Source organism: Vibrio sp. 2-2(8) (genome assembly GCF_963888495.1).
GTDB lineage: Bacteria > Pseudomonadota > Gammaproteobacteria > Enterobacterales > Vibrionaceae > Vibrio > Vibrio anguillarum.
In genome coordinates this window covers 234865-247800 of record NZ_CAWPJM010000052.1, presented here as the reverse complement: position 1 = coordinate 247800, position 12936 = coordinate 234865, and the positions used below count along the sequence as shown (strand labels likewise).

Below are 12936 nucleotides of genomic sequence, written 5' to 3'. Positions count from 1 at the left end.
TGTCATGTTTACCTTGCGAGAGCTTGAAAGTCACTCCCAGTTGGCGCTTGCGAAACGCGTAGGCCGAAGTCAGGAAGCACGGCGTAAATGTGGTCAAAAATATCCGATTGAATACCTTCATATTCGACCCACACGACCGTATTGGTGAAACAATAGATTTCCAGCGCGACGCCATCGTGCGTGGGGGCCAGTTGGCGCACCATTAATGTCATGCCTTGGTGAATTTGGGGATGGTTACGCAAGTAACGTTCTAGATAGGCACGAAAACTGCCAATGTTGGTTAAGCGGCGGCCATTGATGCGGCAGGCTAAATCGAGTTGGCTCATCTGATTATAGGCGTTGAGCTCTTGTTCTTTTTCGGCCAAGTAGGGCTCTAAAAGTTGTGCTTTGCGTAGGTAGCTTTGCTCTTCTGGCGTCAGAAAGTGAATGCTATTGGCATCAATTAATACGCTGCGTTTAATGCGTCGGCCGCCTGATTCTTGCATCCCTTTCCAGTTTTTAAACGAATCAGAGATCAAGGCATAAGTCGGAATAGTGGTGATGGTTTTATCCCAGTTTTGCACTTTGACTGTGGTCAGGCTAATGTCGATGACGTTACCGTCTGCGCCATATTTGGGCATTTCTAGCCAGTCACCGACGCTTAGCATTTGGTTCGCTGAAAGCTGAATCCCCGCCACTAATCCTAAAATCGGGTCTTTAAATACCAGCATGATGACCGCCGTCATCGCACCTAAACCGCTCAGCAGTAGCACTGGTGATTTGCCAATTAAAATCGACGTCGCAAACAGTGCGGCGATAACAAATGCGATGATTTTGATGCTTTGAATAATGCCTTTGAGCGGAATGTTACGGCTGGTTGCGCTGCGATAAAGTAGCGTTTCCACAACATTGAGCAGGGCGTAACTGCTTAATAAGCCAAAGAGAATAATCCACAGTAAGGTCAATGTATGTAGCAGTTCGTAAGTCGCACTGGCGTGGCTAAGCCATAACTGAGTTTGGATTGAAATGACAATCCCTTGAATTAACAAGGCAAAGCGGCTGAAAAGCTTTTTGCTAAACAGAATGTTTTGTAAAACTTGTGCGTTGGTTGTGCGCCGCTGTAGCCATAGGCTCACCCCTCGGTGCAACACTAAATGGATAACGATAGAAATAAGCGCGATAAGCCCAAGTGCTTCAGCAATCGGCAGCAGTTGTTCTAAATTAATGTTCAGTGATTGTAGCCACGAAGTGATGGCTGAAGGCATGATTTGCTCCTTGTGTCAGTAGGCGATACCGTTCCTGTTTTACCGCATTAACCCGTGTTCGATGCGGCAGTGTATTCTCGACAGCAATGGCAAGTGGTTTGCGTGTCTATAGTAACATTGAGTTAAGGTTTCCCTAGGCTTAGTGCCGATTATTAACCGCTATTTGACCTAATAGCCTTTTTCAAAATCAATTCTGTTTTCAAGTTGGAACCCGTCGCGCCACAAGCCGTAATTACGGGTGAAAATCTCCACCACTTGCTCAGGAAAACTCACTGCCGCGATGTGCGGGGTAAGGCTAATGGCAGGGTGCGTCCAGAACGGGTGATCTTCGCTTAATGGCTCTTTTTCAAATACATCGAGGTAGGCGTGTTGAATGTGCCCCTCTTCAATCAATGCAATCAAATCACTCTCAACAAGGTTTTTACCGCGCCCGACATTAAACAGCAATGCATTGTGGCAATGGCTCAACGTACTTTGATTGAGCAAGCCTTTAGTGTGCGGCGTGTTGGGTAACGTACTGACCACAACCTCCGCGTGAGCGAGGGCAGTAGCAAGCTCGTTAATGTGATAGGTTTTATCAAAACCCCCGTTTTTGGCTGGGATGCCAGTGCGGTTGACGCCAATCACGTGCAAACCAAAGGCTTTGGCTACTTTCGCTAAATGGCTGCCAATCGAGCCTGTGCCGAGGATTACCATGGTTTTATCATTGATCGATTGATAAGGGTGGGTTTGCCACTGTTTGGCCGCTTGTTGCTGCGCGTAGCAAGCAAAGTGGCGAAAGTGTGCAATCAGGTTGCCCAGAACGTATTCAGCAATTTGCTGGCCGAAGATGCCTTTAACGTTGGTGAGCTCATAATCTTGACGAAGTTGCGGCGAGATTAAGGTGTCGACGCCTGCATATTCCGAGTGCAACCATTCCAGTTGCGGAAAATCGTCCAAATACTTTGCTGCCAGTGGTGGCGCGGCCAGCAAAATGGTTGCTTCGCTGCGATCGTCAGTGATGGCTAAGCCGCTCAACTGCGCCTGTTCAATCGCTTGTCGATAAATATCGTTGTGTTCGGTCAGAATATAGAGTTTATGAGTGAAATTGTTCATCGGCTTTGCTTTTTTCCCTGTTGGTTATCAAGTACACTTCCGCTGTCTTTTTCTGCTGCGATTGAGTGATTATGCTACAAAACCCTCTGCAGGTTCGTCTTGAGAAATTTGAACCTTGGCAACAAATTACTTTTATGGCGTGTTTGTGTGAACGTATGTACCCGAACTATGCCATGTTTTGCGACAATACTGAATTTGCTCACACGCGAGTATATCGAGATATTCTCGACAGTGTTTGGGAATTGCTCACGGTAAAAAGTGCCAAAATCAATTTCGAGAACCAATTGGAGAAGTTGGAAGAGATCATTCCAAGCTCAGAAGATTTTAATGTTTACGCTGTGTACCCAGCAATTGATGCGTGTGTGGCTTTGTCTCACCTACTTCACGGCCTGCTTGATCGCGATTATCTGTATGAAAACATGCAAAAAATCAGTCAGGTATCGGTGCTGACAGTGGCGCAGTTAGAAGAAGCGCAAACGGGCGAAGAGATCACCAACGACAATCAAAAACAAAATGAAGCGGTCTGCGCCGAATGGGATGTGCAGTGGGCTATTTTCCGCCCTTTGCGTGAAGCCGTAGAGCGAGATATTGATTTGATTAAAGACCTACGCCAAGAGCTACGCGACGAAGGCGTGAGCAACATTGGCGTGAGTTTGTAGAAAAAATGGGAGCTAAAGCTCTAATGCCGTTCACTTAAGGTGAGCGGCATTGTATTTTCTAGGGTATCGGCTTGGCTTTTTCTTCACGACTTCATAAATCAGCCCTTTTTTCTTCGCTGTGTTAATGCACTTGGAGCAACAAATGGCTTACCTGTGCGGTCAACAATATCGAGCATATTGACAATGTCAGCCATGGATTTATCGTTATAGATAGCCATACCAACCAGTAACCATGCCATCGACTCTAAAGTGAGCTTTCGTTTTCTTAGAGTAACGGTATCAGTAAGCTCATAAGCACTATTGATGAGCTCAATGGGCAAGAGGTCTGCGAGTGTTTCAACTTGATTGGGTTTATCACTGTTGATGATATCGAGGGCTTGAAAAACGTGCATAAAAAAATCCGATAAACAAGGTCTATCGGATTTTTACATAAAGGTAGGATCATTCAACTGATCTGCCGATTAAAGTCTTAACTGATCGGCATTAGAGCTAAAGCTCCCATCATCCCTGTTTTCAATGACGCCGTGTGTATTTTGCCACATTGCCTTGCATTGACAGGCCATTACTGCGATGTATTGGGCCTTTGTACCCAAGGAGAGCGGGCATCTGTTCTATCATATAATTGATGTTTCTTCCTCAACATTTGCCCACCATCGCGAGTGATTGGCTCCCAGTTAAGTATTGCTCTGTTCGTGGACGGTTTTACGGTCATGATGTCAAAAGGAATTGATACATAAAATCCCTTATTATAGCTTCCTTCCCCATATTCATCGGCCGTTAAGTCTGTAAATACCGCATAAACGCCGGCAATCACACCTGACTTGAATTGTTTAGAAAAATCAACTCGAGCACCAATGTCTCCACCTAAGAATTTTCCTGCACTGATTTTAAATAATGTACTTTCAAGAAATGCCCAATCAGGTGTGTAGTAAGTGGTTAGATGACCTGTTGTTCCTTGGTTTAATACATAAGCTCGGCAACTTGTTGGGTTATTAATACAAGTCTGAGAGTCTGGATTTACACCATTGTAGTAGAAGTAATTATCTGAATAAATCCCAAACCAAGAATCAGCTTCACGCTGACTGAGGTAGTTCATATCCAATCCTAGAGCCCAGTTAGAGTTCATGGGGCGATATAATATTTCGCTACCCACACCAGCAAACATCGATTCTAAATATCCGCCGTAAACTTGTGTGTAGATACTCTCTGTTGGCTGTTCAAACCAAGTTAGCTGTAATCGGCTCAGACGCACGGGATCTTGTACGTAGCTACGGAACATCGTACGAACTCGAGGCGTCGCTTCATTTCGAACATGTGGTGACTGTGGGCTATCAATACCGTAATTGAATTTGTCGTAGTTATCGATAATGTTGATGTAGATCGCGCCGCCAAGTTCAAGTTTAGGCGTGAGCCAATAGTTGGAGTGCGCGCTCAGGCCTAGGCTGAATAAATAGAAAGCTTCCGGTCCACCAAGAGATTGTTGTAGTGACGGTGATAAACCGTAATCCCAATGTTTGATAGATTGAGCCACTATAGAAGAAAATGTTGGGGTCGGTTCTTGATATTTATCGAAAGTAGACTGAGGAGTAAGCCCAAGTTGGTCATAATTGGCTGCCGAGATATAGTCTTCTCTATTAATTATGGTTTCAGTTAATGCGACACCATTGTTTTGTTCTATGATGTGAAATTCCGTAATGTCATCACTACCGTAATGAGTTAAAACGGCTGCGGCTCGTTCAAGTGCTTCATCTCTGTCACGGTATTTAACTTGTTCACCACTTACGATAACTTTGGTATCAGAAACCGCAATGGTATTTTGCTGATAGCCAGCATTGTGTAACAGTTCTGTTGATGCTTTCTGCCAATTATTGGATGTGGGAGACGCTTGAACCTTAGGTTTTGGCGCATCCAACCAACTTGCTTTCATACGATTAAAGTTGGTATAAAAGTTAAAACCTAACGTTAGTGTATTGCCTCGTTGATAACTGACCTTCGCATCTCCCCAATCACCTAAGCGGTAATTAATACCAACATTCCAAGGTGTATGCTGAGTCATATCAGAGTTGGCTCTTACTTGTGGCCAATCTTCAGAATAATCGTTGCTGTCGTACTCAATTTTAATTCTCAGTGGATCGTAAGGTGTTTGGTATTCAATGCCACCAAATAGCGCAGCAGAGCCTTTAAACCAACGCTCAAAGTCAACTGTGCCACCTTTGTCTTTATAATCACTCGGTCGGTTACAAAATCGGTCGCTTATTTTACAAACCGGGTTACTGACGTTGCCACTTTGCCCTATGTATCCCCAGCCGATACCCAGTGTGAAATCAAGGTTGCCAAAACGTTTAGTTGCAGCGACAAACTCACCGTCAAACATACCAGTACCACCAAAATCTCGCACGCCAATAGATGTTTCTGGTAGCCAGTAGCTTTCTTCAATGAGGCGAACTTTAAAATCCATACCTTTGTCTGTATACAGGTTATCGCCGCTGTAGTCTGGATTTGAATTATAGAGAACATCGGGTAAGCGGGTATAACGAATTGTCGCATCAAGCCATGGCATCACTTGCATCGAAGCAACGTAATGGTGGTAGTTGTTATTAAAACTGACACCGATATTAAATTCACCTTCTTCTGCCATGCGGCCTGAAGGCATTTGCATTAGACCAGTACCACCAAAGTCCATTTGTGATGGTTTCCAATCATTCGTGTTGCCTAGGGCAATCGATGCATAACTAACAGAGATCAGACTTAAAGACGAAATAAGAAATGAAGAATATTGAGGTTTCATAAAAAGCCTTTTCTTGACCGAAGTAGCGAAACAATCTCGCTTTCGAAACCTAATAACTGAGCGTTTGAGCTGTTAAATCCTACGAAAATGACGCTACCCGGTGCTAGGAGAGTTTGTTCATCATTCCAGTAGGCATATCCCGCTTGTTTGGCATGACCATCAGGATAAATCACCCAGACATTGCTGTTATTGGCGCTCGATAATAATGTTGTTTGGTTAAGGTAATCTGCGACAGTTAATCCACCAATAAACGGTTTAGTGACCGGAGAGAAAAGTAACCCTTCAATACGAACTGTTTTGGGCCTTTTGGGCGTAATTATCTCGAAATTGCCTTCTAGCTGAGGGTTGTTCTTCGGTGCGATCCGTATTACATCATAATCAAGATTGATGAATTCACGATAACCAACATTCCAACGACTGATTTGCTCATTCAATAAAGCAATGCTTGCTTTAGATTTTGGATGATCATGTGTGTAGGCAGTTAAACGTTGAAGTAAGGTTTGTTTTATTTTTTCCACTTCGCTCGCTTTATCTTGATTAAAAAGCATATTGTTCAATGGATAAGTGGTTAATGCAGCGAGTGGTCCGTTTGGGTTGTTATAAGCCATTTCTACGGTTTTTTGTTGGTTAATAATGTCAGTGAATATTTTTTCCAGCCGTTCTGGTTGGCTATATTCAAGTACTTTTTTTTCATCGGGTAAGTGTATCGTTAACACGGAAGCAAAGCCGCTTGCTGAAAAAGCAGCCATAAATAGTGCTAGAAGACAATAATTCATAAATGACAGCCTATAATTACTGAGGTTTGTAAGGTTTTAATATTTCCATGTCGATTTTTAAGGTATCAGGAATTAACCATTGTGAGGACTTAACGACATTGCCGTTTCTATCAACCCAGAAAGTGTTGCTCATGCTTTTACCACTTTTATCGAACTGAACGTTTTCTTGCCACACACTTGTATTTTCTTGCCACAGTACTGATTCGATATATTCGGTGGCGACTTGACGAGTTGATATGGTGGCTCGTTGACCGAATTGATACTCAGGTTGCCAATCGTATTGGGCTTGCCATTGATTATCGTTGGTTAAAGACGGGAAGTTTTTTAGAGGCAATACGCTGTAAAGGTTTGCGGTCGGCATATTGATTGTTTTGATGATTCTACCATTTTCAGTAACGATCATTGCACTGTCAGAAGAGAGCCATTTATACTGTTTTTTACCTGAAGTTGGATGTATATCAATGAATGCCAATACCATGAAAATTTGTGCTTTATCGTTGATAGTCACGTAGCTGCTTAAATAAGGGATCTGCTCGATTTGTTGCTTGGTTAATGTCACATTATCGACGCCGAATGCGGCAAATTTAATCGAATCATTAATACTAGAAAACTTAGTTGAACAGCCACTAGCGGTCATTAATCCCAAAGACAGCAGAGCCGAGATCAGAGGTTTCGCCGTTTTTATTTTGCTCGACATCGATATTATCCGTTTTATGTCAGTAATTTGTTGTTTCTGGTAAGCATAAAAACATCCTTAACAAAGTTAAGGATGTTTGTAGGAGCAAACTTAGTTTGTTGTGCCGTCAGTGCCTGTTGTCCCATCACTGTCTGATGCAGCAACAACTGCTACAACAGCAACAGCAAGGGCACCAGCTACGATACCTGATGTAGCAACAGCGCCAGTAGCAGCGGCTGATGCACCTTCTGCTCCTGCAGCTACCGCAGCTTCTTCAGCAAACGCTGTACTTGATAAACTCAAAGCAACTAATGCCGCTAATGCAATTTTTTTCATAGTATATCCTTGTAAATTTACAAATAAAAACATCGATGTCGGCAATGCATAAGCACACCTATTGACATGGTATGCAAAATAGACACCAAAGTAAAAGTTTATCAATAGTCATTGAGTGTTTTAAAGAGTGATATCCCATTTAATTGTATTCATTTTTTTAATATAAATGCAGTCACTATGAATTAGTTGAGTAGGTATGATGTATTTAGTATGCTACGCGCCAGTGTCCACTTTAGTTTATTTAATAATATTAGCATTTAGGACTTTGCAGTGGTTAATAATGGATGGATGATGAAATCACTGGTTGTGCTCTTAGGGGGCTGCATTGTTTGCAAGCAAGCTTTTGCTTCCCCATGGTTAGAAACATCCGATCCTTTTGTTCGCTCAGATCTTGCGGCTCTGTCAGATTCAGGGAGGGTCAATAGCCCTACCAATCACTTTCCAATGCTCTGGTCGATGTTAGATAGTTCCATATCTCAGTTTAATGTTCTTTCTTCCTCTTTAAATTCTGAATATTCTCATATCAAATACCGTTATCAAGCCGCTCAGTTAGAACGCGGAAATCGCAAATTTGCCGTAATTATAAATAGCGAACCATTGGTAAATAATGCTTTTGGTCGAGAGAGTAATGCTCATTGGGGCGCTTATGCTAGCTATGAAATGCTTAAGCCGCATTACGCTTTTCGTCTAACGACAGGGTATTCTGATGATGGTGAAGATCGCGATATCCGTTGGCAAGACAGTTACTTAGCGCTTAATACTGGTGGGTGGGTTTTTAGCATTGGTACTTTGCCTCGCTGGTGGGGACAAGGTTGGCAGCATAATTTGGTATTGAATACACACGAGTCGGTACCTGAGATTAGCCTTAGCTATACGAGCGAAAATAACTGGTTGGGTGTTTGGAGTCTGGAAACATTAGTCAGTGATGTTGATGATATTTACCAATACCAATGGTCTTCTCGATTAATAAGTAAGCCATTTTCTATACTGGAATATGGCCTTACTTACCATCAGTGGCTGAAACCTATTGATGACAGTGATTATCTAGATGAGCAAGTAACCTTCGATGCTAAGTTATCGCTACCTAGCGTTTGTGATTTTTATCATAGCGTCTATGTTGAAGTTGCTTCGGATCTTAGAGCCTCTCAGCTTGGGGCATTATTGTTTGGTTGGTCTGGTTTTATACCCTTCGATAAATACTCTTTTCGTTTGGTTATTGAACGACAACAAGGTCGTGATGATGATTTACATGTCTTGACAGACATGAAGTTATTTAATGATAAGTTCATGAGAAATAGCTATTTAGTGGAAGATGGTTGGTCTGTATCTGGTTACGTGCAGTTAGCGAATGACCATCAAATAGAAGCGACATATCAAGAGCAAACACAGTACCAACAGCAGGGCAAAGAATTGTATCAGGTAAGTTATCGACTCCCAGCGTTGAGTGGAAGACTTACCTTTGGTGTGGACAGAGAGCAAAGTGAAAGTAGTCAGACGAATTATTGGTCGAACTACGAATTTCGATTTTAACGTAGCTCTTTTAGATAAAAATAACTAATTAAAGATGATGGCTAGCATAAAATGATGAAGTGTAATTTTTTCTTTAACTCTTTCCTGCTGGTGTTTGTGGCTATTTTGCCAAGCACTGCGTTAAGTTTTACTCCAACAGCAGCGCAAATATCTCAATTTAAATCGCTTCCAAAGGCCCAGCAAGAGCAGTTAGCAAAGCAGTATGGGTTTGATTTAAATACTATCTCTTCAGCATCTGAATCAAACGGAGTAAATGGAAAAGAAAAAATTGCTGAGCCGAAAAGAGCAACTTCCATTCAAGAGAATTCGAATGTTGAGTCGTTAAACTTAAAAGAGTCTGATGAATCTGAACTTCCGCTATTTGGTTACGATTTATTTGTTGGCACTCCAATGGATTTTACGCCAGTGGATAATCTTCCAATCCCTTTAGATTATGTAATGGCACCTGGCGATGAAATACTGGTTCAGCTTTATGGTAAATCCAATCAGCGCTATTCAGTGACTATCGATCGTGATGGTAAAGTGGATTTCCCAGAGTTAGGTGCCGAATACATTGCAGGACAAACATTTGGCGAAATTAAGCAATACATTGTAAGTTTGGTTGAAAGAAAGCTCATTGGTGTTGAGGCGGTCGTTTCTTTAGGAAGTATCAGAACGATTCAAATATACATTGCTGGTGAGGCAATTCAACCAGGTGCTTATAATGTTAATGGGCTTACTACGCTCACTCAAGCGATTGTAGCAAGTGGCGGCGTTAAAGAGAGTGGAAGTTTGCGCAACATTCAGCTCAAGCGCAAAGGTAAGGTCATTCAATATTTTGATGCTTATAATTTATTGCTTAACGGTGATAATTCACAGGATATACGGTTGCAAGCGGGTGATACATTATTTATTCCCACTAGACAAGCAAGTGTTGCCGTTAAAGGTGAAATTATTCGTCCCGCCAAATATGAGCTAAAAGGGAAAACCACTCTTGAATCCATCTTAAAAATGGCAGGTGGTGCTTTACCTAATGCCTATCTTTCATTAGTCAATGTCCGACGAGTGAGTACTAATGGCGTTGAACTTATTACCCTCGATTTTTTAAATCAACCTCACCGTTCATTTATGTTACAACCAGGGGATGAAGTGTCTCTAGCTCCTGTTAACCAAAGCTTTAGTAATGTGGTTGCCGTTCGTGGGGAGGCCATTAGGCAAGGTACCTATTCTTTTGTTCCTGGAATGAAAGTAAATGATGTGATTAAAGATATCGAACAAGATTTAAAGGAAACCGCCGATCTTCATTACGCTCTTTTAGTGAGAGAAGATGTGGCTCCCCGTAAGCTCAGAGTAAAACAATTCAGTTTACTTAACGCGATCTCTCAGCCTTCATCTGCGGATAATTTGCCACTTCAAGCTCGCGATCAAATTTTTATTTTTGATAATGGTATTGATTTGGAATATTGGTATCGCAAAGATAAAAATATAAAGGTAGATGTAGCCGCTACGGAGAAACCTAAGTTTGTTGAGGTAGTTGATCAAACTACAGGTGCGTTGGTGGAACTAGACACCACTAGTCAACTTGATCTTTTAGGGGAAGAAAAGGTTTCTAAGAGTGATAGCCTTAAAAAAAGCAGCCGAGAGTTATTACTTGAACCTATCATTGAGCGTTTGAGAGCACAGGCAACCTTTGATTCTCCTGCTCAACTTATCGAAGTAACCGGCGCAGTTAAATATCCAGGTGTTTATCCTTTACCTGACGATGTAAACTTTAAGGCGTTGATCGATGCTGCTGGTGGCTTTGCTGAGCATGCCTACCTTGCTCAGGCGGAAGTAACGCGTTCTCAGCGTGTCAATGATAGTTTTGATGTCGAGCACTATACAATTTTCCCTCGCAAACTAATCGATGGAGACATGTCGTTTGATTTTGTTGCTCAAGATTCGATCATGGTAAAACGTCAACCCGATTGGCAGCGCGATTTATCTATTGAGCTGCAAGGCGAGGTTAAGTTTCCTGGAACGTACACCTTTGCTCGTGGTGAAACCCTCTCTGATGTTATTGCTCGAGCTGGCGGTTTTACCCGATTTGCCTATCCTGCGGGTGCGGTATTTAGTCGTGAAAGTTTAAAGCGCCAAGAGCAAGAGCGATTAAAGTTACTTAATGTTCAGTTGAAACAGGAAATTGCTAGCCTAGCATTACGCCGTCAAAGCTCTTCAGCGAGCTACACCACTAGCCCTAATGATGCCATGGCGATCGCTGAAGAGTTAGAAAAAACAGAGGCGCTTGGACGGTTGGTTATCGACTTAAAGCAAGCTGTGGCGGGTGATAGTATTAATAATATCATGTTGGAGAGTGGCGATAAGTTATACGTGCCTGCTCTTCAACCAATACTCAGTGTCATGGGTGAGGTTCAATTTGCTTCGAATCATACTTATCGTCCGGGAATGAGTATAGAAGATTATATATCCGCAGCTGGAGGAACGAAAAAGCAAGCCGATACTGATAGAATCTATGTGATTCGTGCTGATGGTTCAGTTATGTTGCCAAATAATTCTTTCTGGTTTAGCCGGAAATCAAAACCACTGGAGCCAAGTGATACAATAGTGGTTCCAATTGATACCGATTACTTAGATGGGCTAAGTACTTTAACCTCTGCTACTCAGATACTGTACCAAATCGGTGTTGCTTGGAGCGCAATCAAAGATTAATGGGTTTTCGTCATTTTTATGTTGGCGTATTGAATGCGCCAACGTTTGCTAGTGTGTGATTATGAATAAACCAATGTTACAACAACCTATATTTAGTCATATGGATAAGTTAGGCGTTTCAGATGATGAGATTGACCTACGAGAACTTTTTGGGGCGTTATGGAAAGGTAAGTTGCTCATCGTATTATGTACGGCTGTTTTTGCAGTTGGTGGTGTGATTGTTGCGCTATCAAAACCGAATACCTATCAAGCGGAAGCGAGTTTAGTTGCTGCCAATGAAGATAGTGGTGGTGGATTAGCGTCAATGGCAGGGCAACTGGGCGGATTGGCATCCTTAGCTGGCATTAACCTAGGAAGTGGTCGCTCAGGAGATAAGGCGATGTCTTTGGCTGTATTGCAGTCTCGTCAGTTTATCAATGCTTTTATCAACCGCCATCAGTTACTTGTGCCTCTAATGGCCGCTGAATCTTGGGATCGTGTATCTGGTGAGATGGTTATCGACCCGGCTCTTTATGACGTAGAAACACAGCAATGGATCCGAAAAATTGAGCCTCCACTCTCTTCTACTCCTAGTGATTGGGAGGCTCATAAAGCATTCAAAGAAATCTTTTCTGTTTCAGAGGCGAAAGATAATGGGTTGGTAAAGGTATCAATTACCCATCTTTCACCACTTATAGCCCAGCAGTGGGTTGAATTGCTGGTTAAAGATTTAAATGATTGGATTAAAAATGAAAAATTGACAGAAACCCGTCAGAATATTAGTTATCTTGAGCAGCAACTAGAAAAAACCAAATTAGTTGATATGCAGTCTGTTTTTTATCAGTTGATTGAAGAGCAGATGAAAAGTTTAATGCTGGCAGAAGTTAAAGATGAATTTGCTTTTAAAACGATTGACCCAGCCGTTGTTCCTGAAGAAAAAGCAGGGCCGAAACGGGCATTGATTTGTGTTTTAGCGACGTTACTCGGTGGAATGCTCGGTGTTGCTATTGTGCTGGTTAGATTTGCTTTTAAAAAACCATAGGCTCGTTACTACCTTCATAGGTATTACATGAGCCTCTATCCATAACCGCAAGTTGTGTATTGTGCAAAAAATCCGATATCTTTGTTGCGATATCGGATTTTTTGCATTTAATTTAACCTTTAT

General features: G+C 42.2%; 10 protein-coding genes and 1 pseudogene. 4 read left to right on the top strand and 7 right to left on the bottom strand.

All coding sequences use genetic code 11. The features are described 5' to 3' along the window. Positions 1-8: 8 nt before the first annotated feature. Positions 9-1244 carry a mechanosensitive ion channel family protein gene (locus AACV12_RS15285; RefSeq protein WP_013855795.1) on the bottom strand — a complete coding sequence of 412 codons (1236 nt, stop codon included), beginning with the start codon at positions 1242-1244 and terminating at the stop codon, positions 9-11. Positions 1245-1412: 168 nt separating this feature from the next. After that, positions 1413-2339 (bottom strand): D-2-hydroxyacid dehydrogenase, encoded by a 927-nt coding sequence (locus AACV12_RS15280; RefSeq protein WP_170900667.1) that lies wholly within the window; start codon positions 2337-2339, stop codon positions 1413-1415. A gap of 71 nt (positions 2340-2410) precedes the next feature. Between AACV12_RS15280 and AACV12_RS15275 the strand changes: the two genes are divergently transcribed. Continuing rightward, positions 2411-2998 (top strand): YjaG family protein, encoded by a 588-nt coding sequence (locus tag AACV12_RS15275; RefSeq protein WP_094151038.1) that lies wholly within the window; start codon positions 2411-2413, stop codon positions 2996-2998. Between the two features lie 107 nt (positions 2999-3105). Here the strand turns inward: AACV12_RS15275 and AACV12_RS15270 are convergent. The 5 genes and pseudogenes from AACV12_RS15270 to AACV12_RS15250 form a co-directional block, all read right to left on the bottom strand. After that, positions 3106-3390 (bottom strand): annotated as a pseudogene (locus tag AACV12_RS15270) (transposase domain-containing protein); the annotation flags it as partial. Positions 3391-3560: 170 nt separating this feature from the next. Beyond that, the gene (locus AACV12_RS15265; protein ID WP_170900666.1) at positions 3561-5786 is read right to left on the bottom strand and encodes a YjbH domain-containing protein; all 2226 of its coding nucleotides are present in this window, start codon (positions 5784-5786) and stop codon (positions 3561-3563) included. Beyond that, entirely contained in the window at positions 5783-6535 is a 753-nt protein-coding gene (locus AACV12_RS15260; RefSeq protein WP_019282255.1) for a capsule biosynthesis GfcC family protein, read from the bottom strand. The genes AACV12_RS15265 and AACV12_RS15260 overlap by 4 nt, the downstream gene beginning before the upstream one ends. 43 nt (positions 6536-6578) lie before the next feature. Further along, positions 6579-7259 carry a YjbF family lipoprotein gene (locus AACV12_RS15255; protein WP_017048459.1) on the bottom strand — a complete coding sequence of 227 codons (681 nt, stop codon included), beginning with the start codon at positions 7257-7259 and terminating at the stop codon, positions 6579-6581. Positions 7260-7349: 90 nt separating this feature from the next. After that, positions 7350-7574, bottom strand: coding sequence for a hypothetical protein (locus AACV12_RS15250; RefSeq protein WP_017048458.1), 225 nt, complete (start codon positions 7572-7574; stop codon positions 7350-7352). Between the two features lie 270 nt (positions 7575-7844). Between AACV12_RS15250 and AACV12_RS15245 the strand changes: the two genes are divergently transcribed. The 3 genes from AACV12_RS15245 to AACV12_RS15235 all read left to right on the top strand — a co-directional run bounded on the left by AACV12_RS15245 (position 7845) and on the right by AACV12_RS15235 (position 12813). Beyond that, positions 7845-9104: a capsule assembly Wzi family protein gene (locus AACV12_RS15245; protein ID WP_339377080.1), complete on the top strand. Its 1260-nt coding sequence runs from the start codon at positions 7845-7847 to the stop codon at positions 9102-9104. A 51-nt stretch (positions 9105-9155) separates the two neighbouring features. Next, the gene (locus AACV12_RS15240; protein ID WP_170900665.1) at positions 9156-11792 is read left to right on the top strand and encodes an SLBB domain-containing protein; all 2637 of its coding nucleotides are present in this window, start codon (positions 9156-9158) and stop codon (positions 11790-11792) included. 73 nt (positions 11793-11865) lie between these two features. Beyond that, positions 11866-12813, top strand: coding sequence for a Wzz/FepE/Etk N-terminal domain-containing protein (locus AACV12_RS15235; protein ID WP_094166253.1), 948 nt, complete (start codon positions 11866-11868; stop codon positions 12811-12813). Positions 12814-12936: the final 123 nt, after the last annotated feature.

Coding starts and splice junctions, on each gene's coding strand:
- AACV12_RS15275 (WP_094151038.1), top strand. CDS start 2,411: ATGCTACAAAACCCTCTGCAGGTTCGTCTTGAGAAATTTGAACCTTGG.
- AACV12_RS15280 (WP_170900667.1), bottom strand. CDS start 2,339: ATGAACAATTTCACTCATAAACTCTATATTCTGACCGAACACAACGAT.
- AACV12_RS15260 (WP_019282255.1), bottom strand. CDS start 6,535: ATGGCTGCTTTTTCAGCAAGCGGCTTTGCTTCCGTGTTAACGATACAC.
- AACV12_RS15235 (WP_094166253.1), top strand. CDS start 11,866: ATGTTACAACAACCTATATTTAGTCATATGGATAAGTTAGGCGTTTCA.
- AACV12_RS15250 (WP_017048458.1), bottom strand. CDS start 7,574: ATGAAAAAAATTGCATTAGCGGCATTAGTTGCTTTGAGTTTATCAAGT.
- AACV12_RS15240 (WP_170900665.1), top strand. CDS start 9,156: ATGATGAAGTGTAATTTTTTCTTTAACTCTTTCCTGCTGGTGTTTGTG.
- AACV12_RS15255 (WP_017048459.1), bottom strand. CDS start 7,259: ATGTCGAGCAAAATAAAAACGGCGAAACCTCTGATCTCGGCTCTGCTG.
- AACV12_RS15285 (WP_013855795.1), bottom strand. CDS start 1,244: ATGCCTTCAGCCATCACTTCGTGGCTACAATCACTGAACATTAATTTA.
- AACV12_RS15265 (WP_170900666.1), bottom strand. CDS start 5,786: ATGAAACCTCAATATTCTTCATTTCTTATTTCGTCTTTAAGTCTGATC.